The sequence below is a fragment of the Pseudomonas sp. HR96 genome (assembly GCF_034059295.1).
Lineage (GTDB): Bacteria > Pseudomonadota > Gammaproteobacteria > Pseudomonadales > Pseudomonadaceae > Aquipseudomonas.
Genome location: NZ_CP139141.1, coordinates 2,380,066 through 2,405,183, shown reverse-complemented (window position 1 = coordinate 2,405,183; position 25,118 = coordinate 2,380,066). Strand labels below are relative to the sequence as shown.

Here is a 25,118-nt window from a genome sequence, read left to right as displayed (position 1 = left end):
ATGTCCCAGGTTCGTCACCCCGAACGCCTACGCGCCTTTATCGGTGCCCTGGCCGAATTGCTCGACAGCGAGCCCCGTGAAGGCGACAAGCTGCGCCGCGGCGGGCAACTGCTCGGGCAACTGGTCAGCCATGACGACTGGCTGCCCGACGAGTACGCCCAGCCCGACCCCGAGCGCTACCAGCAGTTTCTTCTGCACGCCGATTCACGCCAGCGCTTTTCCATCGTCAGCTTTGTCTGGGGCCCAGGCCAGCAGACACCCATCCACGACCATCGGGTCTGGGGCCTGATCGGCATGCTGCGCGGTGCCGAGCATTCGCAAGGCTATCGCCGCACGCCCGCCGGCCCGCTGGTGCCCGATGGCCCGCGCATCCGCCTGGAGCCGGGGCACGTCGAGGCGTTGTCGCCCACTGCTGGCGACATCCATCAGGTCAGCAACGCCTTCGACGATCAGGTCTCGGTCAGCATCCACGTCTATGGCGCCAACATCGGCGCGGTCCACCGCGCCGTGTACCAGCCCGACGGCAGCGAGAAGCTGTTCATTTCCGGTTATTCCAATCGCACGTTGCCCAACATCTGGGACCTGTCCAAAGAGACCCCTGCCTCATGAGTGCCACGCCCGTTCGTACTTTCGCCCAGATCCGCCACGCGCTGCTGCAACGCCAGGAGGTGGCGCTGATCGATGTGCGTGAAGAAGCCCCCTTCGCCGAGGGCCACCCCCTGTTCGCCGCCAATATTCCGCTGTCCAGGCTGGAGGTCGAGGTCTACCCGCGTGTGCCGCGGCGCGACACCGCCATCACCCTCTACGACAACGGTGAAGGCCTTGCCCAGCGCGCCGCGCACCGCCTGCGCGAGCTGGGCTACAGCGATGTGGCGCTGCTGCAGGGCGGCCTGGCCGGCTGGCGTGACGCCGGAGGCGAGCTGTTCATCGACGTCAACGTACCGAGCAAGGCCTTTGGCGAGCTGGTCGAGCAAGAGCGCCACACGCCTTCCCTGGCCGCCGAGGAGCTCAAGGCGCTGCTCGACCAGCGCGCCGATCTGGTGGTGCTGGATGCCCGTCGGTTCGACGAATATCAGACCATGAGCATCCCCACCGGCATCAGCGTACCCGGCGCCGAATTGGTACTTCGCGCCCGCGAACTGGCGCCCGACCCGGCCACGCGAATCGTCGTCAACTGCGCCGGGCGCACCCGCAGCATCATCGGCACCCAGTCGCTGGTCAACGCCGGCCTGCCCAACCCGATCAGCGCCCTGCGCAACGGCACCATCGGCTGGCTGTTGGCCGGGCAGACCCTGGACCACGGCCAGGCCCGACAATTCGGCGCCACCCGTGACACCACTCGGCAACAGGCTGCCGAGGATGCCCGCCGGGTCGCCGACAAGGCCGGCGTGCAGCGCGCCAGCCTGGCTGACTGGCAGCAGTGGCACGCCGACCGCAGCCGCACCAGCTACCTGTTCGACGTGCGCAGCGCCGAAGAATATGCCGCCGGCCACCTGCCCCATGCACGCTCGACCCCGGGCGGCCAGCTGGTGCAGGAGACCGATCACTACGCCAGCGTGCGGGGCGCGCGCATCGTGCTGGCCGACGACGACGGCGTGCGCGCCAACATGAGCGCCTCCTGGCTGGCGCAGCTGGGCTGGGAGGTGCATGTGCTGGACGGCTTGCGGCCCGCTGATTTCAGCGCCACCGGCGCCTGGCAGCCGGCCATCGCCGCCGTGGCGCCGTTCGAAACCATCAGCCCCGACACCCTGGCCGACTGGCTGGCCGAGGGCGACACGCAACTGCTGGACTTCACCACCAGCGCCAACCACGTCAAGGCGCACATCCCCGGCGCCTGGTGGGTTCTGCGCGCCGACCTGGCCAACGCCCTGGCAAAGGTGCCGCGCGCCGAGCGCTATGTGCTGACCTGCGGCAGCAGCCTGCTGGCCCGCTTCGCCGTGGCCCAGGTGCAGGCGCTGACCGGCAAGGCGGTGTTCGTGCTGCACGGCGGCAGCGCCAGCTGGCTGGCCGCCGGCCGCCCCACCGAAGCCGGTGACGACCGTGTGGCCTCGCCGCGCATCGATCGCTATCGCCGGCCCTATGAAGGCACCGACGCGCCGCGCGAAGCCATGCAGGCGTATCTGGATTGGGAATTCGGCCTGGTAGAGCAGCTGGGGCGCGATGGCACCCATGGCTTTGTCGTGATGTGAACCGTCGCTGTTTGCCAGCCGATTCAAGGTGGCGGCCCTGACCGCGTTCAAGGCCTGGCCGCCACATTTACCCTTCCCCGGCAAAATCCCCTAAACTGCCCGGACGACCACCCGCCGCCCGAGCCCTCATGCCTGCCCTTGTCCAACCGTTCTTCGACAGCAGTTCCTCGACCTTCAGCTACGTGGTGCATGAAGGCCCGGGGAGTGTCTGCGCGATCATCGACTCGGTGCTGGACTACGACCACAAATCCGGCCGCACCGGCACTGCCCAGGCCGACGAGATCACCGCCTTTGTCCAGAGCAACGGCCTGAGTGTGCAATGGCTGCTGGAAACCCACGCCCACGCCGACCATTTGTCTGCCGCCCCGCTGCTGCGCTCGCGACTGGGCGGCAAGATCGCCATCGGCGAAGGCATCCGCACCGTGCAGTCGGTGTTCAAGGGCGTGTTCAACCTGGAGCCGGAGTTTCGCCTGGACGGTTCGCAATTCGACCATCTGTTCGGCGCCGATGAAGTCTTCCACATCGGCAACCTCTGCGCGCGTGCCCTGCCGGTACCCGGCCACACGCCAGCGGACATGGCCTATGTGCTGGAACAGGCGATCATCTTCGTCGGCGACAGCCTGTTCATGCCCGACGTCGGCACGGCCCGCTGCGACTTCCCCGGCGGCGACGCGCACCAGCTGTACCGCTCGATCCAGCGGCTGCTGGCCTACCCGCCACAGACCCAGCTGTACATCTGCCACGACTACCCACCGGCCAGCCGCGCCGCCCACTACCTGACCACCGTGGCCGCGCAGCGCCAGGGCAATATCCACGTGCGCGACGGCATCGACGAGCAGGCATTCGTGGCCATGCGCACCGCCCGCGACGCCACCTTGCCGATGCCGGTGCTGCTGATGCCGGCCGTGCAGGTCAACATCCGCGCCGGCGAATTGCCCCCGGCCGAGGCCAACGGCGTGCGCTACCTGAAAATCCCTCTCGACAACTTCTGAGGTTATTTGCACAGCGACTCAACTATCGGCGCCCGGCAAAGTCACAGCTTGATAGCTGGTTTGTCTATCGCGTGAGGTCAAGCCTCCATCACCCTGGGCCCAGGCCCTATCGAGGCATGATGAGTTTCATTCTGTGCATGGCCGTGCTCGGCACCCTGTTGTTGCTGCTGGCACTCGCCTCTTCCTATCTGCGCTGGCTGCCGGTGACCACCTCGGCGGTGTGCCTGGGCTTTGGCCTGGCCACCGGCCCCTGGGGGTTGGACCTGTTGAAGCTGGATATCCAGGACGCCGCACCCTGGCTCGAACGGCTGACCGAAGTGGCCGTGCTGTTCTCCCTGTTCAGCACCGGCGTCAAGCTGCGCCTGCCGTTTCACCGCAAGGCCTGGCGCTCGGCGTACCTGCTTGCCGGTCCGGTGATGATCGCCACCATCTTCGGCACCTGCCTGGCCGCGCACTTTCTGCTGGGTCTGGGCTGGGACCTATCGCTGCTGGTCGGGGCCATGCTGGCCCCGACCGACCCGGTCCTGGCCAGCATGGTCCAGGTCAACAGCGCCAATGACTTCGACCGGGTGCGCTTCGGTCTGTCCGGGGAAGCCGGGCTCAACGACGGTACGGCGTTCCCTTTCGTCATCCTCGCTCTGGGCTTGATCCATCAAGGCAGCTTCGCCGGTGACTGGGTCTCGATGTGGGCGGTGAAGAACATCGTCTGGGGCGTGCCGGCCGGGCTGTTGATCGGCTACGGCCTGGGCCGCGTGATCGGCCATCTGATGATTCGCCTGCGCATCCGCAATGCCGACAGCACCACCTCACCCAACGATTTTCTCGCCCTGGCCCTGATCGCGGTGTCCTACGTGGTCGCCTATTCGGTGGGTGCGTTCGGCTTCCTCGCCGTGTTCGCCGCCGGCCTTGGCCTGCGCCAGGCCGAGGCCCGCACCTCCAACACCGACATCCCCGCCGAGCACCTGGCGCAGCCGGTGTTGGGCCACAGCCATCTGGAGCCGGAGAAGGCCATCGTCGGCAAGCGCGAGGAGCTGGAAGACAGCCAACTGGCCGCCGGAGTGATGATGGGCGACATCCTGGCTTTCGGCAGCCTGGTGGAGCGCTCGATGGAGGTGCTGCTGATCTTCTTCCTCGGCGCTGCCCTGGCCACCTACTGGGACTGGCGCGCCATGACCTTGGGCCTGGTGCTGTTCTGTGTGATCCGCCCCGTGTGCGTCTACCTGTTCACCGGCCCGAGTCTGCTCGATCGTCACCAGCGCCTGCTGCTGGGCTGGTTCGGCATCCGCGGCATCGGCTCGATCTACTACCTGTGCTATGCCATCAGCGCCCACCTGCCCGAAGGCATCGAACGCAGTTGCATCAGCCTGACCCTGTCGGTGGTGGCCCTGAGTATCCTGCTGCACGGCGTCAGCACCCAGCCGCTGCTCGAGCACTACGAGCGCCGCCTGGCGCGTGACCGGCTCAAGCGCGATCAGGCCGCCGCCAGCAGCGCGGCCAGGTCGCGGTAGTGTTCGGCGCGGTGGAAACCCGGCAGATGCAGGTAACCGCTGAAGTCGGTGTCCAGCCCGTAGCCGACCACCTGCACCCCGGCCGCCAGCCCGGCCTGCACCCCGGCATGGCTATCTTCCACCAGCAGGCAGCGTTCCGGCGCCAGGCCGAGCAGGTCGCAGCCCGCCAGGATCAGCCCGGGCGCAGGCTTCCATGACTGCACTTCATAGGCGCTGACGATCCGTTCCTTGAACCAGGGCAACAGCCCGGCTGCGTGCAAGGTGGTCTCTATCTTGTTGCGCGGCCCGTTGGACGCCACGCAGCTGGGCACCTGCAAACCCTGCACGAACTCCAGCGCCCCTGGCATCGGCGCCATGCCGGCGCGGAACAGTTCAAGGCTGCGCTGGCGAAATGACTCGACAAAGGGCTCGATCGCGAAGCCCGGGTCGAGTTCGCCGACGTGGGCCATGAAGTGGGCGAACTGCACGCCACGAAAGCGTGCCAGCACCTCGTCGGCGGCCATCGGCACGCCGCGTTCGGCGAGCATCCGCTGCAGCAGGCCGGCGGCCAGATGCTCGCTGTCGACCAGGGTGCCATCGTTGTCGAAAATGATGCCGTCGATGTTCAAGCGCTTGCTCCAGATGGCTATGGGCCAGAGCCGCTAGCCTAGGGGGTGTGGGCGCCAGGTACAACCCAAGGCTGCTCGCTCGGGGTTTGCCGTGGCCTACCCCTGGCTACGCCCTTCTCGCCTGCCCCGCCCTGACATCCGCCATGAACAGATCCGGGGGCAGCGGATGCCCCAACAGGTAACCCTGCAGCGAATCACAGCCCACACGGGTCAGGAAGTCCTGCTGGCTGCCTGTTTCCACCCCTTCGGCAACGATCCGCAGCCCCAGTGCGCGGCCGAGCGCGACGATGGCGGCGACGATCGCGGCGTCGTCACCGTTGTGCTCCAGGTCACGGACAAAACCACGATCGATCTTCAGCTCATTGGCCGGCAGGCGCTTGAGGTACATCAGGCTGGAATAGCCGGTGCCGAAGTCATCGATGGACAGGTCCACGCCCATGTCGGACAGACGCTTGAGCACGGTCACGCTCGCGTCGGCATCATTCATGGCGGTGGTCTCAGTGATTTCCAGGGTCAGGTGGTTGGCCGCCAGCCGATGACGAGCCAGGGTCGCCGCCACGCTGTCGGCCAGCCCTGCGTGGGAGAACTGCAGTGCCGACAGGTTCACCGCCACCCGCCAATGGCCGTAGCCCTGCTCCAGCCACAGCTGCATCTGCCGGCAGGCTTCGTCCAGTACCCATTCGCCAATGCCGATGATCAGGCCGCTCTTCTCCGCCAGGCCAATGAAGCTGTCGGGCAGCAGCAGGCCGAGCTGCGGGTGCTGCCAGCGCAACAAGGCCTCCGCGCCCAATGGCGCTGCGGTCACGGCATCGAACTTGGGTTGGTAGTACAGCCGGAACTGGTTGTCGAGCATGGCCCCCCGCAGGTCCTGGAGCAATTGCAGTTGCCTGCGCGCGTTGCTGTTCATCGAAGCGTCGAAAAAGCGGTAGCCGTTCTTGCCGGCACCCTTGGCGTGATACATCGCGGCGTCGGCGTTCATCAGCAGTTCATGCTGGTCCACGCCGTTGGCGGGATACACCGCCACGCCGATGCTGGCGGAGATCAGCAGGGTCTGGTCGCCGACCACGAAAGGCGCCGCGAGCAGGCTGACCTGCTGTGCGGCGATGGCCGCAGCTTCCAGCGGGGAGTCGAGCAGCTGCAACAAGGCGAACTCGTCACCGCCGATCCGGGCCAGGGTGTGTTGACTGGACAATTTTTCCCGCAGGCGTGCGGCGACCTGTTGCAGCAACTGATCGCCGACATGATGGCCGAAAGCATCGTTGACCGGCTTGAAGCCGTCCAGGTCGATGAACATCAGGGCGAAGCTGCCCCCGGTCTCGCGCGTGGCTTCGATCGCCTGGGCGATACGGTCGTCGAGCAACAGCCGGTTGGGCAGCCCGGTCAGGTTGTCATGCAGCGCCAGCCTGATCAGCTCCTGGTTGGCCTCGCCCAGCGAAGCGGACAGCAAGGAAGTACGGGCCTCCAGGCGCGCGTCGAGCACCGAGGTCAGCAAGGTCAAGCCGAGCACCGCCAGGGTGGTGACCAGCACCAGGTAGTCCAGGCCGCTGCCGCTGAGCCCCGAGGTGGCGCTGGCGCACCAGCTGCCCTCGGGGAACTGCGCCGCCGCCATGCCGGTGTAGTGCATGCTGACGATGGCCAGGCCCATGACCACCGCCGCACCGGCGCGGGCCAGGCGCACCCCCGACATGCGCTCGCGCAGGCGAAACGCCACCCAGAGTGCGACGCCCGCCGCAGCGACGGCGACCGCCAGCGAGGCGAAGAACAGGTGCGGGTCGTAGATGATGCCCGGCTGCATGTCCAGGGCGGCCATGCCGGTATAGTGCATGCTACTGATGCCAACGCCCATCACCAGCGCGCCCATCAACAGTTGCGGCCAGGGCAGGCGCGGCTGGCGCACCAGCCACAAGGCAAAGCCCGAAGACAGCACCGCGATCAGCAGCGACAGCGACGTCAGCCCTGTATCGTAGCCCAGCTTGATGGGCAGGCTGAACGCCAGCATCCCGATAAAATGCATCGACCAGATGCCGATCCCCATGGCCAGCGAGCCACCCGCCATCCACAGGGTCATGGCATGACCCCGCGCAGTGGCAATGCGCCCCGCCAGGTCCAGCGCGGTATAGGAAGCCAGTATCGCCACACCCAGCGATATGGCGACCATGGTCGGGGAATAACTTCCTGTCAGCATTTGCGTTTCCAGCCAAGAAGCCCGGCGCATGACGGACGCCGGGCAAGTGTGGGCTATTCAAGCAGACGCCTGCCTGCACGGCTACCTCAATTTGGATCCACCGGTTGATTCTCCCAACCACCGCCGAGCGCAGCGACCAATTGTACGCTGGCCAGCAGACGACTCTGCTGCAGGTCCAGCACGCTGCGCTCATGGGCCAAAGCCGTGGTTTGTACGTTGACCACATCAAGATAGCCGATCATTCCGGCTTCGTACTGGTTACTCGTCAAGCGCAGCGATTGACGCGCCGCGTCCAGGGCGTCGGCGCGTACCTGCGCCTCGTTTTCGTAGACATTGAGCTGGCTCAGGGCATTTTCCACCTCGCGCATGCCATCGAGCACGGTCTGGCGATACTGCGCCACGGTCTGATCGTAGACCGCCTCGGTACGCTGCACCTCGGCCGAACGCTGACCACCGTCGAACAAGGTCACGGCCAGTTGCGGACCCAGCGACCAGAAACGGTTGGGCAGGCTGACCCAGTTGGCCAGTGCGCTGCTGCTGTAGCCACCGCTCACGCTCAGGGTCAGGTCGGGATACCAGGCCGTCTGCGCCACGCCGATGCGCGCATTGGCGGCTATCATCGCGCGCTCGGCCGAGGCGATGTCCGGGCGTCGCTCCAGCCATTGCGACGGCACGCTCAGCGGGATGCTCGGCAGCGCTGGCACCTCACTGCTTTCAGCCAGGCTGAAATCCGCCGGGGCACGCCCCATCAGGACGGCAATCGCATTTTCGTACTGCACGCGCTGCCAGGCCAGGTCGACCAGGTCGGCCTCGGTACCTTTGAGCTGGGTCTGCGCCTGAGCGACCGCAGCCTGGCCGGAGATGCCGGCGCGATACTGGTTGCGGGTCAGGTGCACAGAGCGCTTATAGGTTTGCAGGGTGTCCTGCAACAGGCGCTTGTGCTGGTCGATGACCCGCAGTTGCAAGTAGTTCTGCACCAACTGCGACTGCAGGCTCAGGCGCATGTTGGCCAGGTCAGCTGCGCTGGCCTGGGCGTCGGCGCGATGGGCCTGCAGACCTCGGCGCAGCTTGCCCCAGACGTCCGCTTCCCAGCTGATGTCCAGCTGCGCGTTGTAGGTGTCACGCATGCCACTGGCCGATCGGCTCAGGCTTGAATCGCTGCTGCCGGTACCCTGGCTGGAGCGGGTCTTGCCGGCGCTCAGGCTGCCACTGGGCAACAGCGCCCCGCGGCTGGTGCGCAGCAGCGCCATGGCCTGGCGGTACTGCGCCTCGTATTCAGCGACGGTCTGGTTGGACTGGTTGAGCGCCTCGACCAGGCTGTCGAGCTGCGGGTCGCCGTACAGCTGCCACCAGGCGCCACGCGGCAGATTGTCACCGGGCTGGGCCTGGCGCCAGCCTTCGGCTTGCTGGAAATGGGCCGGGGTGGCCAACGGCGGACGCTGGTAGTCAGGGCCTGCAGCGCAGCCCCCGAGCACCAGGCCGGCGAGCATCAGCAGGCAAAAGCGGCCGCCGCGCGGTGGCAGGGCGCAGCCAGCGGCCCGGCGTTGGGGTGAGTCGAGGTGATTCATGGTGCGGTATCCAGAGCGGCATCGGTGCGCACGCCGCGCCAGTGGTGGTAGCGATGGCGCAGGCGGTCGAGATAGAGGTACACCACCGGAGTGGTGTAGAGCGTAAGGATCTGGCTGACGATCAGCCCGCCGATGATGGTCAAGCCCAGCGGGTGACGCATCTCCGCTCCTTCGGCGCTGCTCAGCAACAAGGGCACGGCGCCGAGGATCGCCGCCAGGGTGGTCATCAGAATCGGCCGCAGGCGCATCAGGCAGGCCTGGTGGATCGACTCCAAGGGCGTAAGCCCGTGCTGGCGTTCGAGCTCCAGGGCCAGGTCGATCATCAGGATGGCGTTCTTCTTCACCACGCCGATCAGCAGGAACAGGCCCAGCAGGGAGATAAGGCTGAACTGCCCACCCGTCAGGTAGATGCTCAGCAGCGCGCCGACGCCGGCCGACGGCAGCGTGGAAAGAATGGTCAGCGGGTGGATATAGCTTTCGTACAGTATGCCCAGCACCAGGTACACCACCACCAGCGCGCCAAGAATCATCAGCGGCTGGGTCTTCTGCGCGGCGGCAAAGGCATCGCCGGTGCCCGCCACCTTGACCATGACCTCTTCCGGCAGGCCCAGGCGCGCCAGCTCGCGCTCGATGGCGGCCGAAGCCGCCTGCAGCGACACGCCTTCGGCGAGGTCGAAGTTGATGCTCTGCGAGGCGAATTGCCCCTCGTGGCTGACCGTGTCGGCCGCCACGCTGTTCTCGTAATGGGCCACGGCCGACAACGGCACCCGGGCACCCTCGGCCGTGATGACCTGCACCTGGTCGAGGGTGATGGGGTCGCGGGCGAACAGCGGGTCGAGCTCCATCACCACCTTGTACTGGTTCAGGCTGTCGTAGATGGTGGATATCTGCCGCTGGCTGTAGGCGTTGTCGAGCACCGCGCTGATGGTGCTCATGTCGATGCCCAGACGCTTGGCCTGGTCGCGATCGACCACCAGGGTGACCTGGGGCGCACCCCTGCCCTCCTTGGCATCCACCGCCGTCACCTGGGGCAGGCCGCGGAACATGGCGGCGATCTTCGGGTACCAGAGGCGCAGCAGGCCCATATCGCCACTCTGGATGATGTACTGGTACTGCGCGGTGCTCTGTTCGCGCCCCCCGCCAAACTGCAGATCCTGATCGGCCATCATGAACAGCCGGGCGCCGGGAACTTGGGGCATCTCCTTGCGCAGACGCTCGATCACCTGCTGCGCGTTGATCCCGCGCTCCTGCAACGGCGCCAGGCGAATCATCAAGGTGCCGTTGTTGATGCTGTTGAAGCCGCCGATGTAGCCCGCCACGCTGTGCACTGCCGGGTCGGCCAGCAGGGCCTGGCGGAAGATGTCCATCTTGGGCTGCATCACACTGAATGACATGCCGTCGTCGCCGCGCACGAAACCCAGCAGCTGCCCGGTGTCCTGCTGGGGCATGAGCGTCTTGGGCACCACCACGTACAGCGCGAAATTGATGCCGATGGTCACCAGCAGGCTCAGCAGCGTCAGCCGGCGGTGGCGCAGGGCCCAGCCCAGGCTGCGATCATAGGCGCTGACCAGACGTTCGTTGAGCCGCCGGCTGTAGCGCTGCAGGCGGTTTTCCTCGCCGGCCACGTGGGGCTTGAGCCAGCGTGCGCAGAGCATCGGCGTCAGGGTCAGCGACACCAGCAGCGAGATGGCGATCGCCACCGCCAGGGTGATGGCGAATTCGCGGAACAGCTCCTGGATGATGCCGCCCACGAACAGGATGGACAGGAATACCACCACCAGCGAGGCGTTCATTGCCAGCAAGGTGAAGCCCACCTCGCGCGCGCCCTGGTAGGCGGCTTCCATGGGCGGCACGCCTTCGTCGATGTGCCGGGAGACGTTCTCCAGCACCACGATGGCATCGTCGACCACCAGCCCGGTGGCCAGGATCAAGGCCATCAGCGACAGGTTGTTCAGGGAGAAATTGCACAGGTACATGGCGGCGAAGGTGCCGACCAGCGCTACCGGCACCGCCAGGGTCGGGATCAGTGCCGAGCGCACCTTGCCGAGGAACAGGAACACCACCAGGATGACCAGCGCCACAGCCAGCAGCAGGGTCATCTCGGCTTCGTGCAGGGTCGCCTTGATCACCGGCGAGCGATCGAACGCCAGCTGCAGATCGACGCCGCCGGGCAGCAGGGATTGCAGCACCGGCAACTGCGCCTTGATCTGGTTGACCGTCTCGATGATGTTGGCACCGTTCTGGCGGTTGATCACCATCAGGATGGCCGGCTGGTCGTTGAAGAAACCGGCGTTGTAACGGTCCTCCACGGCGTCGCTGACCCGGGCGACATCGGACAGGCGCAGCACCGCGCCATCGCTGTAGCGAATGACCAGGGGCCGGTAGTCGCGGGCTTTTTCCAGCTGGTCGTTGGCCTGCACCTGCCAGCTGTGCTCGGCGTCGCCGACGAAACCCATGGGCCGGCGCGAATTGGCATTGGCGATGGCCAGGCGCACGTCTTCCAGCGGCACCTTGTACTGCGCCAGCAACTGCGGCTGCAGCTCGACCCGCACCGCCGGCAGCGAACTGCCGCCGATCGCCACATCACCCACTCCCGGCACCTGTGACAGGCTTTGGCCGAGGATGGTCGAGGCCAGGTCGTACAGCTCGCTCTTGGGCACGGTGCTGGAGGTCAGGCTGAGCACCATCACCGGCGCCTGGGACGGATTGAACTTGCTGTAGGTGGGCATGCTGCGCATGCCGCTGGGCAACAGGTTGCGCGAGGCGTTGATGGCCGCCTGCACCTCGCGGGCGGCGCCGTCGATGTCACGGCCCAGTTCGAACTGCAGGACGATCCGCGTGGTGCCCTGGCTGGAGCGGCTGGTCATGGTGGTGATGCCGGCGATGCTGCCGAACGCGCGCTCCAGCGGCGTGGCCACCGTGGCGGCCATTACTTCCGGGCTGGCGCCGGCGAGGTTGGCCGAGATCACGATCACCGGAAAATCCATGTTTGGTAGCGGTGACACTGCCAGCAGGCGAAATGCCACGCCGCCCAGCAACATGATCGCCAGGCTCAGCAGCACCGTGGCCACCGGCCGCCGGATGAACGGCCCGGACAGGTTCATGCCTGCGCCTCGCCAGCCCTGGGCCGCCTGTGCCAGCGCCGGCCCAGGCGATCGAAGTACAGATAGATGACCGGCGTGGTGAACAGCGTCAGCACCTGGCTGACCAGCAAGCCGCCGACCATCACCAGGCCCAGCGGTTGGCGCAGCTCGGCGCCCGAGCCGCTCGCCAGCATCAGCGGAATGGCGCCGAACAGCGCCGCCAGGGTGGTCATCAGGATCGGCCGGAAGCGCAGCAACGCCGCCTGGAAGATCGCCGTCTGCGGGTCCATGCCCTGCTCGCGCTCGGCCTCGAGGGCGAAGTCGATCATCATGATGGCGTTTTTCTTGACGATGCCGATCAGCAGAATGATGCCGATGATCGCGATCATGCCCAGGTCATTGCCGGTCAGCAGCAGGCCCAGCAGCGCCCCCACGGCCGCAGACGGCAGCGTCGAGAGAATGGTGATCGGATGGATGTAGCTCTCATAGAGGACGCCAAGCACGATGTACATGGTCACCACCGCTGCCAGAACCAGTAGCAGCGTGCTCGACAGCGAGGCCTGGAACGCCGCCGCCGCGCCCTGGAATTGCGTCTGCACGCCCAACGGCATGCCGATGTCGTGGCGCGCCTTGTTGATCAGCTCGACCGCTTCGCCCAGCGCCACGCCCGGAGCGAGGTTGAACGACATCATCACTGCGGGAAACTGACCGATGTGGGCGATCGCCAACTGCGCCTGCCGCTGTTCGATATGCCCCAGGCTGGACAGCCGCACCTGCTCGCCACTGGCACTCTTGACGTGAATCTGCTCCAGCGCCTGGGGCCCGAGCACGTCGGCATCCTGGCTCTGCAGCACCACCCGGTACTGGCTGGCCTGGGTGTAGATGGTGGAGATCTGCCGCTGGCCGAAGGCGTCATACAGCGCATTGGTGATGTCGGCGACGTTGACCCCCAGGCGCTTGGCAGCGTCGCGGTCGATGTCCAGGTACACCTGCAGGCCCTTGTCCTGCAGGTCGCTGGCCACATCGGTGAGCTGCGGCAGGCGCTGCAGGGCGTCGCTCAGGCGAGTGCTCCACAGGGCCAGCAGCTCGGCATCGGGCGAGGCCAGGCTGAACTGGTACTGGGTGCGGCTGACACGATCCTCGATGGTCAGGTCCTGTACCGGCTGCAGGTACAACCGCATTCCCACCAGGCTGTCGACCCGCGGTTGCAGGCGCTGGATGACCTGGCTGGCACTCAGGTTGCGCTCGGCGTGGGGCTTGAGGTTGATCAGCAGGCGGCCACTGTTGAGGGTGGCGTTGTCACCGTCTACGCCGATGTAGGAGGACAGGCTGGCCACCGCCGGATCCTCCAGGATGATCGCGGCCAGGGCCTGCTGGCGCTCGCTCATGGCCTTGAACGAGATGGCCTGGGGCGCCTCGGAGATGCCCTGGATGACCCCGGTGTCCTGCACGGGAAAGAAGCCCTTGGGCACGATCAGATACAGCACCACCGTCAGCACCAGGGTCGCGACCGCCACCAGCAAGGTCAGCGGCTGATGGCGCAAGACCCAGGTCAGGGCGCGCCCGTAGCCGCTGACCAGCCAGTCGAGGGCCGCCCCGCTGGCCTTGTAGAAGCGCCCCTGTTCATGGGGCTCGGGCTCGCGCTTGAGCAGCCGCGCGCACATCATCGGCGTCAGGGTCAGGGACACCAGCAGGGAAATCAGGATGGCCACGGCCAGGGTGATGGCGAATTCGCGAAACAGCCGCCCGACCACGTCAGCCATGAACAGCAATGGAATCAGCACGGCGATCAGCGAGAAGGTCAGCGACAGCAGGGTGAAGCCGATCTGCCGCGAGCCTTTGAGGGCGGCCTGCAGCGGCGTTTCGCCCTCCTCGATATGCCGCGAGATGTTCTCCAGCATGACAATGGCGTCGTCCACCACGAAGCCGGTGGCGACGGTCAGCGCCATCAGGGTCAGGTTGTTGATCGAGAACCCGGCCAGGTACATCACCGCAAAGGTTCCCACCAGCGACAGCGGCACTGCCACCGAAGGTATCAGGGTGGCGGCGAAACGGCGCAGGAAGAGGAACGTCACCATCACCACCAGCGCGATCGCCAGCAGCAATTCATGCTGCACGTCGTCGACCGAGGCACGGATGGTCTGGGTGCGGTCGGTCAGTACGGTCACCTGGATGCCGGCCGGCAGGTTGTCGGTGATCGACGGCAGCAGCGCCTTGATCCGGTCGACCACCTCGATCACGTTGGCCCCAGGCTGGCGCTGGATGTTGAGCAGCACCGCCTGGTTGCGGTTGGCCCAGGCCGCCAGCCGATCGTTCTCGGCGCCGTCGACGATCTGTGCGACATCGCGCAGGCGCAGCGGTGCGCCATTGTTGTAGGCCAGGATGAGGTTGGCGTACTGCTCGGGCGAGGTCATCTGGTCGTTGGCATCGAGCATCGAGACCCGCTCCGGCCCATCGAAACTGCCTTTGGGCTGGTTGACGTTGGAGGCGCCGATCAAGCTGCGCACGTCGCTCAGGTTGAGGCCGTTGGCCGCCAGCGCCTGGGGGTTGACCCGAATGCGCACGGCCTGGCGCTGGCCGCCGGCGATGCTGACCATGCCGACGCCGCTGAGCTGGGCGATTTTCTGCGCCATGCGCGTGTCGACCAGATCGTTGAGCTTTGGCAGCAACAGCGTGCTGGAAGTGATGGCCAGGGTCAGCACCGGAGTGTCGGCCGGGTTGACTTTGTTGTACACCGGCGGCGCGGGCAGATCGGTAGGCAGCAGGTTGGTCGCCCGGTTGATCGCCGCCTGCACCTGTTGCTCGGCGACGTCCATGTTGATGTCCAGGCTGAAACGCAAGGTCAGCACCGACGCCCCGCCGGAGCTGGTCGAGGCCATCTGGGTCAGCCCGGGCATCTGCCCGAACTGACGCTCCAGTGGCGCGGTGACCGAGCTGGTCATGACCTGCGGGCTGGCACCGGGGTACAGGGTCATCACCCGGATGGTCGGGTAGTCGACCTGGGGCAAGGCGGACACCGGCAGCAGTCGGTAGGCGATGATCCCGGCCAGCACCAGGGCGAGCATGGTCAGGGTGGTCGCCACCGGGCGCAGGATGAACAGGCGGGAGATGTTCATTCGGCGCTTTTGTTCGGCTGGCCGGGCACCTGTGCGGCCGGCTTGCCCTGCAGCTCAGCGGCCTTGGCGTCGGTTGCGCCTGGCTCGGCAGGGCCGACCACCTCGACATCGCTGCCATCGCGCAGCCGGTCAGTGCCTTCCAGCACTACCCGGTCGCCCACCGCCAGACCGGCCTGGACCACCGTGCGCACGCCGTCGCTGGCGCCGACTTCGAGCGCGCGTATGCGCACCTTGGTATCGCCCTCCATGACGTAGGCGTAGGTGCCATTGGTGCCAAACTGCACGGCGCCGCTGGGCACCACCACCACCTGCTTGAGCGTGTCGGACAGCAGGCGCACGCTGACGAACTGGTTGGGAAACAGCGCCTCATCCTGATTGTCGAAGCGCGCCTTGAATTTCAGGGTGCCGGTGCTGGTGTCGATTTGGTTGTCGACGCTGGCCAGCACGCCGGTGGCCTGCAATTGCCGGTCGCCGCGGTCCCAGGCCTGTACGGGCAGCTGGGCACCCTGGCGATAGCGCGCGAGCACGGGCGTCAGCTGCGTCTCGGGCAAGGTGAAGCTGACCGTGATCGGCTGGACCTGGGTCACCACCACCAGGGCGGCCGTGTCGTTGGCCGCCACCAGATTGCCGACGTCCAGTTGCCGCAGCCCGACCCGTCCGCTGATGGGCGCGCGGATGCTGGTGAATTCCAGGTTCAGCCGCGCGTCGTTGACGGCGGCCTCATCGGTTTTCAAGGTGCCTTCGTATTGGCTGACCAGGGCCTGCTGGGTGTCGAGGGTCTGCTTGGCGATGCTGTCTTTGGCGAACAGGTTCTGGTAGCGCTGCAGGTCCAGGCGGGCGTTCTTCAGCTGGGCCTGGTTCTGCAGCAAGGTACCCTGAGCCTGCTGCAGGGCGATCTGGTAGCTGCGTGGATCGATCTGCGCCAGCAGGTCGCCGGCCTTGACCCTCTGCCCTTCCTCGAAAGCCACCTTCACCAGCTCCCCCGCCACCCGGCTACGCACGTTGATGGTGTTGGTCGCGGTCACCGTACCCAGCGCCTTGTAATAGATGGCGAAATCTTCGCGAGTGGCTGCGGCTACCCGCACCGGGGTAGCGACCGTGGAGCTGCCGAAACCGGGCCGGGTCGCCGACTGCTGGCCTTTGGCCGATGCCGAAGCTTGCGGCCGCCCCTGCCAGTAATGCCAGGCCAACGCGGTCAGGATCAGCACGGCAAGCAGGCCGAACAACCAGCGGATGGATTTGCGTGGAGCGGAGAATTGCATGGAGTGGTCAGCCTTGAGCGGGGCGTTTCTGCGTGAGGCGGAACGATAATGAGTGCGAGGGGGTTAGCAAAGTGGCTTTGACGGCAATTTACCCCTGCAATGGCAACAAGGTGTTTCAACAAACAGCGGCCTGAACGAATCCAGGCCGCCATTGCGGCAGGGTTGCAACTTACTTCAGGACCGCCAGCGCCGCCTCGTAGTTCGGCTCCTGGCCGATTTCGGCGACCAGCTCGCTGTGCAGGACCTTATCCTCTTCGTCGAGTACTACCACAGCACGCGCAGTCAGGCCTTGCAGGGCGCCGCTGGTGATTTGCACGCCATAGTCGCTGGCGAACGTCGGCGCACGGAAGGTCGACAGGTTGCTGACGTTTTCCAGGCCTTCGGCACCGCAGAAGCGGTCCTGGGCAAACGGCAGGTCGGCCGAGATGCACAGCACGACGGTGTTGTTCAGGCCGCTGGCCTGCTTGTTGAAGGTGCGCACGGAAGTGGCGCAAGTGGGCGTGTCGATGCTTGGGAAGATGTTGAGGATCTTGCGCTTGCCCTTCAGGCTTTCGAGGGTGACGCTCGACAGGCCCTTGCCCACCAGGTCGAACGCTGGCGCCTTGGCGCCAGCGGCGGGCAGTTGACCATTGATGGTGATGGGGTTGCCGCGATGTGTGACCTGAGTCATTGACGTAGTCCTTCTTGAGGTGGATGGAGACCTCGGAAGTTAACCACGAACCACGGCAAAAATCTCGACGGCAATCTCGACTACAACGAATGCGGGCCGGCTGGTGCCTGACTCAGGCGTAGCGCACTTGACGCTGGGCATGGGTCACCGGCTCGACCAGCGCCGCCTGCTCGGCGGTCAGTTCGGTACGCAACTCGGCAATCAGGTTGCAGATGCCCCGGCTGCTGGCCAGCCGCTCCGGGGCGATACCGGTCTTGAGCAGGTGAACCTTGCCGGTCTGCGGGTCGCTGATGTCCACGCTGAGCGTGGCGTTGTCAGCCGTCGAGCAGGTGCAATGCAAGGGCAGGAAAGCGCATTCGACTATATTGCGAAGTTCCAGCGCTGATAGTCCAATCGGTAACATGATCAATATCCTCGGCAGTGGCGCAAATCAGGATATTGGAACAAGCGCACCAAATCCTGAGGGTGACGTTATTCTTGTTCCTGCAGATATATACCCATGATCCTAGTTGCGCAATGCCCCATCGATCAAAATCATTACACTCTGGCGGTGTATTGATTCAGCGCACTGTTCAGTGATCGATTAAAACGATTAAGCATATGCAAAACCTAGCTGTTATTGCTATTCGAGATAATGTCATCCGGGGGCCACTGCGCTACAAATAAATAACCCCGCGCAGATCGAGGACCGGCGCGGGGTCATGTTCCAAACCCGGTCATTATCTCCAGGAATAGGACAGCCCTTCGGTAATACCCTTGATCCCGTAACGAATGTTCTTCGGGCTCTTGCGATTCTGCAGAATGGTAATCGCCGACAGCGTGATCGCGGACAGCAACCACACCGGGAAGGAGTGGAACTTCTTGTTGTACATGATCGCTGCACGGTTGCGGTAGTAATGGAACATGTGACTGCGGCCCTTGCTGCTGCCGCTGTCACCGTGCTGGGCGAAGCTGTGCTCGGAGACCTTGAAGCTGAAACCGGCCTTGGCGGCGCGGTACTGCCAGTCCAGCTCTTCGGAGTACATGAAGTAGCGGTGTTCCATCAGGCCGACCTGCTCCAGCACGGCGCGGCTGATCAACATCGAGGCGCCCATTACGTAGTCGGGCTTGGGGAAGCTCGGCAGGCCTGGGGTCAGCTCCGAACGATTGGCGTTCTTGCCGATCAGCTTGGTCTTGCCAAGCCAGGGGTAGATGGTGCCGCCGCCAACGCATTGCACGATGTTGGGGTTGTTGGTGTATACCAGCACCGAAGCGGCAAAACCGCACTTGGGGTCCTCTTCCATGGTTTTGAGCAGCCCATCCAGGGCACCGGCTTCGAGGACGATGTCATTGTTGAGGATCCAGAAGTACTCGTACCCGGCACGCAGCGCGTATTCCAGGCCGATGTTGTTGCCCCCGGCGTAGCCGTAGTTGCCATCGTTGATGATGAAGGTGCGCTTGTGTTGCGCGGCAATGCCTTTGATCTCGTGCTCGGTGGCGACCAGCACGTCATCGCCCTCGGCCCGCAGGTAGGCGGTGATACGCTGGATGCTGTCGTCCTTCGAGCCGTTGTCGATGATGACCACCGGTATGTCGCAGTGCGCCTTCAGGGATTCCATGCAGGCAATCGTCTGGTCGGCACCGTTCCAGTTCAGTACAAAGGCACACACTTTGTCGTGACTAATCATAAATTTCTCCAAAGTCTAAGCACGGCAGCCGCGTCGCGACGCCATTCAATTCAAGACAGGGTTGGTAACGGGTCCGGGCATCTGGCGACCGTACCAGCGCTTGGAAGCGATCAGCACGATCAGGATCGCCAACAGGTTTACAGTGATATTGGTCAGGGCAAAGGCCTTGACCACTGCCATGGCATCCTTGAATACGAAGGCACCGAGCAGCACCCCACCGACCCGCAGGCTGGTACTGAACACTTCGAATATCAGGAAGGTTTTTTGTAATGACAACGCGGGAGCGGCAGCCAGGCAAGGCAGGTTCATGAAGCCAGTCAGCTCGGCAATCGCCAGCCAGCGAGCATATTCACCAGCATTGGTCCAATGCTCGCCGAAGGCCAGGTGGAACAGCCAGGGACCGGCAATGGCCAGGGTCGCGAACGGAATCAGACCCAGGCCACCCAGGGCGGCGACGCCCTTGAGCAACAGCCCGGTGACCGACTCCTGGGCATGGATGGCCCGGGCGATACGCGGATAGAAGACGCTGCTGACCGCCTTGCCGATGAAATTGCTCGGCATGCTCAGCACTTGCAGGCACAAGGCAAAGTAACCAGCAGGCACCGCGCCGAATGCCGAGGCCAGCACCAGCGTAGGCATGTGCACCGACAGCGCGTTGATCAACACCTGCGGGGCGCGATACAGCGGGAAGTCGCGGTATTCACGCGCCAGGGTCCAGAACGACTTGGGTGGCGGCTCGGCGGGGTCTGGAACGTGCGGCACGCGCTTGTACTGCATGCCGATCAACAGCATCAGGGTGTTGATCAGGTAATACAGCGAGCTTGTGATCACCAGCATCGGCGCCGAGTTCTGCAGCCAGCCACCAATGGTGCGCAGGCTGTTGTAGCACAGCGCGTGCGCCGTGGTGGCGCGAGCGGTCAGGGTGAACTTGTGGTTGCGGTACAGCCACTGCTGGGTGATCTCCAGGGCCGCAGAGGTGAACATCACCATTGGCAGCAGCATCAGGTAAGGCGTCAGCAATTGCAGGTTCAGACGCTCGGCAATGCGTTCGCCGAAGAAGAAGAACACCAGCGCCGTCAGCACCGCGATGATCGCCGCCATGACCAGCGAGACCTTGATCAGGCCACGGGAGTCGGAGTCCGACTTGGGCAGCACGATGGCGATCGGGTAGGTCAAGGCGCAAGCCGGGATGAGGATAATGCTCAAGCTCTGGAACGCCCCCACCACGCCGAAGGCGTCGGGGCCGTAGATGCGCATGATCACCGGGATCAGTGCCAGGTTGATCAACTGCGCGCCGGCGCTGCCGGAAATCGCCGTAAGGATGTGCCGGAACAACGTCGCTTGGCGCAACTGCGCCACAAGGCCGCGCCAACCGCCGCCTTTACCTAGTCCCTCAGAGGACAAATCTCTCTCCATGGTGCAGTTCTCCGAGAAATAAGAATCACGCCTCTTTGGCGCTTCACCTTGAACAGATGCTGCGAGAGAACAGCGCAAAAAAGGCACGGGGCCGGAACCTGCAAACAGGATCCGATACTGCCCGTGCCATGTGACACATATCGTATCAATTAATCGGCAGAGATACTCAAACAATGAGCCATCATTTTGACTTTTTTTCTCTTTGATCACAACTTTGCCATGACCACTGAACTCTCTCGCCGATAGAAGGTCAATCTCGAGTTTTAGGTATTAGAGCCTGGAGCTGCAATGCCAGTAAATCACCACTCAAAACAATGACTTCGGGATCTTTGGCGCCTCTTTCCTTGCGCCACAGCCAATCGTTCGACGGTGGCGTGCTCACCAACGAAATGCTGCCGTGGCGGTCAGAGGTCAAACCCTGCACCGCGACCTGGATACTGCCCTTGGGGCCCATCACCTCCGGCACCAGCTCGACGGTACGGGCGGCCAGGCTGATCAGCATTTTCTGGGTATGGAACGGGGAATCACCCTCGACGTAGGACGCGTTGCGCGCCCGCCAGGCCTCCCGGGTAATCAGCAGGTGGCCAGAGCCAGTCAGCGGCTCGAACCATTGCTCGATCTGGTCGAACAGACGATTGATGTGCACTCGCCAATGCTCGCACTGCTGGCTGAACTGCTGCTTCTTGCTCTCTTCGCTGCTGGCGTGTTGCGCCAGCAGCTCGCCCAGTTGCCGTACCTCGTCCATCCGATGTGCCTCGTGCTGAAGGCCGAAAACAGCCGACGGTAAACCCCGCCAGCTGTTCGACACCTGTACTCTACGCCTTCGCGGGCCGGGCCGCGCCTGCTTCTGGCTGACCGGCAGCCTTGGCGATTACCACAGCGGCACGACGTAGCTCAGGTCGCAGGGCCAATGGCCCTCGGCTGAACAGTGTAATTATTCCTGTTGCGCTCGGGCATGACAGTCGTGCTACAACTTTGCCGAGGGCCATGTAAGGTATTTCAGTTGAGTTTCACCCGGCAAAGAGGATGAAAGAATCTTCACTGTGCAGCCACGCCATTCAACTTTGTCGGTCAGCGAGTAAACCTGCCAACGCCTGCACCCCCTCCTCCGCCGTGGCACTGTAACCTGCCCAGCTGCAGGCCAGCATGAGATTACGCGGCAGGCCGAAATCCTCGATGACAAAGCCCAGGCTGTCGACGCTCGGCCGGTGGGCGCCGTGCAACGCGCGCAGGTCGGCCACCGGCGAGAAATAGCCCCACACCGGTTTGCCCAGGGCAGCGGCCATGCCAACTTCAAAAGCGGTACCGGAATCGGGCTCAAGGCCACGGAACACCTCAAGGTTGGCCAGCACGGCATCGCAATCGGCGATCATGCGCAGGTTGTCCTGGTAGATGCGCCGGGCTGCGGCCTGGCCGACCAGGCCGGCAGGCAGTTGATTGTCCATGGGATACAGGCCCTGCAGGCCATGGCGCTGGCACAACTGCTTGAGCCGGGCGCCCTGTTCGATGGCGTCGCGGCGAAATACATCGAAACCGGCGAGGTAGATCTGCGGCATGCGACTCCCGGCAAACGGCTCAAAGGCGGCATTCTACGCCGCTGGTGTGCAGTGGATCAAAGTCAAAACGGCCTGGCGGCCTTCCGGGGGGGCTCCCCCCACCCTCAGGTTGCGGCGCAAACGAAAGTGGGAGAGGTGCGGTGCCAGCCTACGCCAGCAACGAGCAGATCAGCGCCGAGATCGATATCAGACCGATCACCAGCACGAAGACATTGGACCACTGCCCTGCATAGCGAGCCATGGCCGGCACCCGGCGCACGGCAATCATGGGCATCAGGAACAGCAGCGCGGCGATCACCGGGCCACCCAGGGTCTCGATCATGCCCAGAATGCTCGGGTTGAGAGTCGCCACCAGCCAGCACACGACCAGCATGAACGCGGCCACTCCCCGGTCCAGCGCCTTGGGGCTCGGCCGTCGACCGCTCTTCTGCACCAAACCCTTGAGGCCTTCGCTGGCGCCGATGTAATGGCCGAGGAACGACTTGGCGATCGCCACGAAGGCGATCAGCGGCGCGGCGAAGGCGATGGTCGGGTTGCTGAAATGGTTGGCCAGGTAAGACAGGATCGACAGGTTCTGCGACTTGGCCTCGGCCAGTTGCTCCGGGGCCAGGGTCAGCACGCAACTGAACACGAAGAACAGCACCATCAGCACCATCAAACCATGTGCGCCGCGCAGTATCCGAGCGCTACGCCGCTCGGCCTGCTGGCCATAGCGGCGTTTCTGCGCCACGGCGAACGCCGAGATGATCGGCGAGTGATTGAACGAGAACACCATGACCGGGATCGCCAGCCACAGCGTGCGCACGAACGCCATGGGTTGCGGGGCCTGATGGGCGGTGACGAGGATGCCACCGGTCCAGTGCGGCACCAGGAACAGCGCCAGCAGGAGCAGGGCCACGATGAACGGATAAACCATCAGGCTCATGGCCTTGACGATGAAGCGCTCGCCACAGCGCACCACGGCCAGCAGGCCGAGAATCAGCACCAGTGCCAGCAGGGCCCGCGGCGGCGCCTGCAAGCCCAACTGGTGTTCGATGAAGCTGCCGACGGTGTTGGTCAGGGCCACGCTGTAGATGAGCAGGATGGGAAAGATCGCGAAGAAGTACAGCAGCGTGATCAGCGCGCCAATTCGACGCCCGAAGTGCTCTTCGACCACATCGGTGATATCGCCACCGCCGCTGCCTGACAGCACGAACCGAGTCAGTCCGCGGTGGGCGTAATAGGTCATCGGAAACGCCAGCACGGCCAGTACCAGCAGCGGCCAGAAGCCACCAAGGCCGGCATTGATCGGCAGGAACAGGGTACCGGCACCGATCGCCGTGCCGAACAGGCCGAGCATCCAGGTGGTGTCGTGACGGTTCCAAGGGGAGCTCGACGCTTGTGGCGCCACGTGAGCCGCATCGAGGCTTTTGGCCTGGTCAATCATCCGGAGGTTCTCCCTTGCCGGTCGTTCGAAGATGGCCGGAAGCGAGTCAGACATGCAGCAGGCAGTGCCCCGGCCCTGAAAAAGGGCCGGCATTGTCCCCAAGGGGGGCGCTGGCTGCAAGGGTTCAGCGGGTTGGCGCGGCGAAAGGCCCCAGCTCGCCCGGCGTCACGGTCAACCCCTCGGCAGCGCCAAGCAGCTCCAGCAGGCGGCGAGCGTTGTAGGGCGCATGCACCTTGACGTCGTTATCGAAGTAGCAGAATACCTGGCGCTGCTTGACCGCCCGGCCCTTTCGTGGGTCGAGCAACTGCGCATCGGCGACCTGGCCACCGTCTGCCCAGCACCGGATGCGCTCGCGCCAGCGTTCGATGGCCGCTTCGCTGTAGCCACTCTTGTACAGCTCCTCGGCGCCGTGCAAACGGATATACACGAAGTCTGCGGTCAGGTCCTCGGCATAGGGCCACTTGCCGGCCGTGTCGGCCTTGACCAGCGCCACGTTATAGCGACGCAACAGCTGTGCAAACTCGGGCACGGCAAAACTTTCATGGCGTATTTCCACCGCGTGACGCAGTTTGCCGCGCGCGGGAATATCCAGATACCCAGGCTTGCGCAGGCGCTCCTCGCACTGCGCCGCCAGGCCGCGCGCTTGCTGCATGTTTATCGGCAGCAGATTGAGGAAGTGCTCGAAGCGCTCGGCGTCGAACTTGAAGTTGGGCGGGAACTGCCAGAGTATCGGCCCCAGCTTCTCCTTGAGTTGAAACAGGCCGGAGGCGAAGAAGTTGGCCAACGGTGTTTCGATGTCCTTCAACCGCCGCATGTGCGTGATGTAGCGACCGCCCTTGACGCTGAAGACAAAGCCTTTGGGTGTCGCCGCATACCACTGCGCGTAGTGCTCCGGCGTTTGCAGCGAATAGAAGGACCCATTGATCTCGATACTGTTCACGGCGCGCGCAGCAAAGGGCAGCTCGTTCTTCTGCGCCAGGCCCGCGGGGTAGAAATCACCTCGCCAGGGCACATAGCGCCAGCCGGAGATCCCTATGTGGTATCGACTCGACTGCACCCTGCTCATGGTTTTTTGTAACGCAACCACACCGCGCCACCGTCCTGGACTTCGGCCGACACCAGGCTCAGATAGGCCGGCTGCTGCCAGGCCTGCTCGGGCACCTCGAACGAGGCCGGGTGGGCACCGCGACCGTCGACCAACGGCAGTATGACCACGCTGACTTCATCCACCAGGCCGGCATTGACGAACGAGCCACTGACCAGCGGCCCACCCTCGACGCAGAGCCGCTCGATGCCCAGCTCGCGGGCCAGCAGCTCGACCACCAGCCCCAGATCGATCTCGCTCTTGCCGCCGAACACATAGGACACCTGAATAGATTGCAGATAGGCCAGGTAGTCATCACTGACGCCTTCGGCAAGCACTTGCACCACATGGGAATCCAGCGCCTGGTTGCTCTTCCATTCGACCTTGCCGTGGGGATCGATGGAAATCGCGTATTTGTCGGCATTGCGTTCGGCAAAATAATGCTCACGCGGTATCGGCCCTTGCGCCAGGCCCTTGGCATAGCCTTCACCGTGGGCAATTTCCTGCATGGTCACACGCCCGCACAGCCAGGCGTCGAACTTGAACTGTTCGGCAAGTTTCTCGTAGAGTTCGCCGGCATTTTTCTTGAAGGCGCGGTCCCAGCCATCGGTCAAGGCGTGGCCGTCGATGGACGACATCATGTGGCAGATTATGTAGGGCTTCATGGTCCACTCCGGTCGAATGATCGCTTCAATAGTCTTGCTATTTATTCCAGAGCACCGGGCGCTGCGGATAGTTCAGCAAAAGTGTCCGCCAGGGGCTGTTCAGCACATGGCCATCCGCTATAT

The 25,118-nt window shown here is 64.4% G+C and carries 19 protein-coding genes; 4 read left to right on the top strand and 15 right to left on the bottom strand.

The annotated features are described in order from the left end of the window. From SFA35_RS11115 to SFA35_RS11100, 4 genes are all read left to right on the top strand, one after another. The gene (locus SFA35_RS11115) at window positions 1-609 is read left to right on the top strand and encodes a cysteine dioxygenase (protein WP_320578219.1); all 609 of its coding nucleotides are present in this window, start codon (window positions 1-3) and stop codon (window positions 607-609) included. Then, on the top strand, window positions 606-2,189 hold the full coding sequence (locus tag SFA35_RS11110) for a rhodanese-related sulfurtransferase (RefSeq protein ID WP_320578217.1): 1,584 nt from the start codon (window positions 606-608) through the stop codon (window positions 2,187-2,189). Before SFA35_RS11115 ends, SFA35_RS11110 begins: the two co-directional genes overlap by 4 nt. Window positions 2,190-2,317: 128 nt before the next feature. Next, window positions 2,318-3,181, top strand: a complete 864-nt coding sequence (locus SFA35_RS11105; RefSeq protein WP_320578215.1) for an MBL fold metallo-hydrolase — start codon at window positions 2,318-2,320, stop codon at window positions 3,179-3,181. 119 nt (window positions 3,182-3,300) lie between these two features. Further along, complete coding sequence (locus SFA35_RS11100; protein ID WP_320578213.1) at window positions 3,301-4,689, top strand: cation:proton antiporter; 1,389 nt, start codon at window positions 3,301-3,303, stop codon at window positions 4,687-4,689. On the opposite strand, the gene SFA35_RS11095 is transcribed toward SFA35_RS11100, so the two are convergent. The 15 genes from SFA35_RS11095 to SFA35_RS11025 all read right to left on the bottom strand — a co-directional run bounded on the left by SFA35_RS11095 (window position 4,653) and on the right by SFA35_RS11025 (window position 24,995). Further along, a complete protein-coding gene (locus SFA35_RS11095; RefSeq protein ID WP_320578211.1) occupies window positions 4,653-5,297 on the bottom strand; it encodes an HAD-IA family hydrolase in 645 nt (214 codons plus the stop codon). The genes SFA35_RS11100 and SFA35_RS11095 overlap by 37 nt on opposite strands. 106 nt (window positions 5,298-5,403) lie before the next feature. Next, window positions 5,404-7,482: a putative bifunctional diguanylate cyclase/phosphodiesterase gene (locus SFA35_RS11090; RefSeq protein ID WP_320578209.1), complete on the bottom strand. Its 2,079-nt coding sequence runs from the start codon at window positions 7,480-7,482 to the stop codon at window positions 5,404-5,406. A gap of 86 nt (window positions 7,483-7,568) precedes the next feature. After that, on the bottom strand, window positions 7,569-8,972 hold the full coding sequence (locus SFA35_RS11085; RefSeq protein ID WP_320578970.1) for an efflux transporter outer membrane subunit: 1,404 nt from the start codon (window positions 8,970-8,972) through the stop codon (window positions 7,569-7,571). A 74-nt stretch (window positions 8,973-9,046) separates the two neighbouring features. Beyond that, a complete protein-coding gene (locus tag SFA35_RS11080; RefSeq protein ID WP_320578207.1) occupies window positions 9,047-12,154 on the bottom strand; it encodes an efflux RND transporter permease subunit in 3,108 nt (1,035 codons plus the stop codon). Next, the gene (locus tag SFA35_RS11075) at window positions 12,151-15,249 is read right to left on the bottom strand and encodes an MdtB/MuxB family multidrug efflux RND transporter permease subunit (RefSeq protein ID WP_320578205.1); all 3,099 of its coding nucleotides are present in this window, start codon (window positions 15,247-15,249) and stop codon (window positions 12,151-12,153) included. Before SFA35_RS11075 ends, SFA35_RS11080 begins: the two co-directional genes overlap by 4 nt. Further along, a complete protein-coding gene (locus tag SFA35_RS11070; RefSeq protein ID WP_320578203.1) occupies window positions 15,246-16,511 on the bottom strand; it encodes an MdtA/MuxA family multidrug efflux RND transporter periplasmic adaptor subunit in 1,266 nt (421 codons plus the stop codon). The genes SFA35_RS11075 and SFA35_RS11070 overlap by 4 nt, the downstream gene beginning before the upstream one ends. A 169-nt stretch (window positions 16,512-16,680) precedes the next feature. Beyond that, window positions 16,681-17,181 (bottom strand): thiol peroxidase, encoded by a 501-nt coding sequence (tpx, locus tag SFA35_RS11065; protein ID WP_320578201.1) that lies wholly within the window; start codon window positions 17,179-17,181, stop codon window positions 16,681-16,683. Between the two features lie 112 nt (window positions 17,182-17,293). Continuing rightward, on the bottom strand, window positions 17,294-17,584 hold the full coding sequence (locus SFA35_RS11060) for a DUF1652 domain-containing protein (protein ID WP_320578199.1): 291 nt from the start codon (window positions 17,582-17,584) through the stop codon (window positions 17,294-17,296). A 316-nt stretch (window positions 17,585-17,900) separates the two neighbouring features. After that, window positions 17,901-18,848, bottom strand: a complete 948-nt coding sequence (locus SFA35_RS11055) for a glycosyltransferase family 2 protein (protein ID WP_320578197.1) — start codon at window positions 18,846-18,848, stop codon at window positions 17,901-17,903. Between the two features lie 45 nt (window positions 18,849-18,893). After that, on the bottom strand, window positions 18,894-20,252 hold the full coding sequence (locus tag SFA35_RS11050) for a lipopolysaccharide biosynthesis protein (protein WP_320578195.1): 1,359 nt from the start codon (window positions 20,250-20,252) through the stop codon (window positions 18,894-18,896). A gap of 262 nt (window positions 20,253-20,514) precedes the next feature. Further along, complete coding sequence (locus tag SFA35_RS11045; protein WP_320578193.1) at window positions 20,515-21,072, bottom strand: hypothetical protein; 558 nt, start codon at window positions 21,070-21,072, stop codon at window positions 20,515-20,517. Between the two features lie 250 nt (window positions 21,073-21,322). Continuing rightward, window positions 21,323-21,820 (bottom strand): nucleoside 2-deoxyribosyltransferase, encoded by a 498-nt coding sequence (locus SFA35_RS11040; RefSeq protein ID WP_320578187.1) that lies wholly within the window; start codon window positions 21,818-21,820, stop codon window positions 21,323-21,325. Window positions 21,821-21,968: 148 nt separating this feature from the next. Continuing rightward, complete coding sequence (locus tag SFA35_RS11035) at window positions 21,969-23,246, bottom strand: serine/threonine transporter (RefSeq protein ID WP_320578185.1); 1,278 nt, start codon at window positions 23,244-23,246, stop codon at window positions 21,969-21,971. A 124-nt stretch (window positions 23,247-23,370) separates the two neighbouring features. Then, a complete protein-coding gene (locus SFA35_RS11030) occupies window positions 23,371-24,303 on the bottom strand; it encodes a DUF72 domain-containing protein (protein ID WP_320578183.1) in 933 nt (310 codons plus the stop codon). A gap of 5 nt (window positions 24,304-24,308) precedes the next feature. Beyond that, window positions 24,309-24,995 (bottom strand): dihydrofolate reductase family protein, encoded by a 687-nt coding sequence (locus tag SFA35_RS11025; protein WP_320578181.1) that lies wholly within the window; start codon window positions 24,993-24,995, stop codon window positions 24,309-24,311. Between the last annotated feature and the right edge of the window lie 123 nt (window positions 24,996-25,118).

What these genes read in the sequence shown, in the direction of transcription:
- SFA35_RS11115 (WP_320578219.1), top strand. Translation starts at nt 1, where the DNA reads ATGTCCCAGGTTCGTCACCCCGAACGCCTACGCGCCTTTATCGGTGCC.
- SFA35_RS11110 (WP_320578217.1), top strand. Translation starts at nt 606, where the DNA reads ATGAGTGCCACGCCCGTTCGTACTTTCGCCCAGATCCGCCACGCGCTG.
- SFA35_RS11105 (WP_320578215.1), top strand. Translation starts at nt 2,318, where the DNA reads ATGCCTGCCCTTGTCCAACCGTTCTTCGACAGCAGTTCCTCGACCTTC.
- SFA35_RS11100 (WP_320578213.1), top strand. Translation starts at nt 3,301, where the DNA reads ATGAGTTTCATTCTGTGCATGGCCGTGCTCGGCACCCTGTTGTTGCTG.
- SFA35_RS11090 (WP_320578209.1), bottom strand. Translation starts at nt 7,482, where the DNA reads ATGCTGACAGGAAGTTATTCCCCGACCATGGTCGCCATATCGCTGGGT.
- SFA35_RS11085 (WP_320578970.1), bottom strand. Translation starts at nt 8,972, where the DNA reads ATGCTCGCCGGCCTGGTGCTCGGGGGCTGCGCTGCAGGCCCTGACTAC.
- SFA35_RS11080 (WP_320578207.1), bottom strand. Translation starts at nt 12,154, where the DNA reads ATGAACCTGTCCGGGCCGTTCATCCGGCGGCCGGTGGCCACGGTGCTG.
- SFA35_RS11075 (WP_320578205.1), bottom strand. Translation starts at nt 15,249, where the DNA reads ATGAACATCTCCCGCCTGTTCATCCTGCGCCCGGTGGCGACCACCCTG.
- SFA35_RS11070 (WP_320578203.1), bottom strand. Translation starts at nt 16,511, where the DNA reads ATGCAATTCTCCGCTCCACGCAAATCCATCCGCTGGTTGTTCGGCCTG.
- tpx (WP_320578201.1), bottom strand. Translation starts at nt 17,181, where the DNA reads ATGACTCAGGTCACACATCGCGGCAACCCCATCACCATCAATGGTCAA.
- SFA35_RS11060 (WP_320578199.1), bottom strand. Translation starts at nt 17,584, where the DNA reads ATGTTACCGATTGGACTATCAGCGCTGGAACTTCGCAATATAGTCGAA.
- SFA35_RS11055 (WP_320578197.1), bottom strand. Translation starts at nt 18,848, where the DNA reads ATGATTAGTCACGACAAAGTGTGTGCCTTTGTACTGAACTGGAACGGT.
- SFA35_RS11040 (WP_320578187.1), bottom strand. Translation starts at nt 21,820, where the DNA reads ATGCCGCAGATCTACCTCGCCGGTTTCGATGTATTTCGCCGCGACGCC.
- SFA35_RS11035 (WP_320578185.1), bottom strand. Translation starts at nt 23,246, where the DNA reads ATGATTGACCAGGCCAAAAGCCTCGATGCGGCTCACGTGGCGCCACAA.
- SFA35_RS11025 (WP_320578181.1), bottom strand. Translation starts at nt 24,995, where the DNA reads ATGAAGCCCTACATAATCTGCCACATGATGTCGTCCATCGACGGCCAC.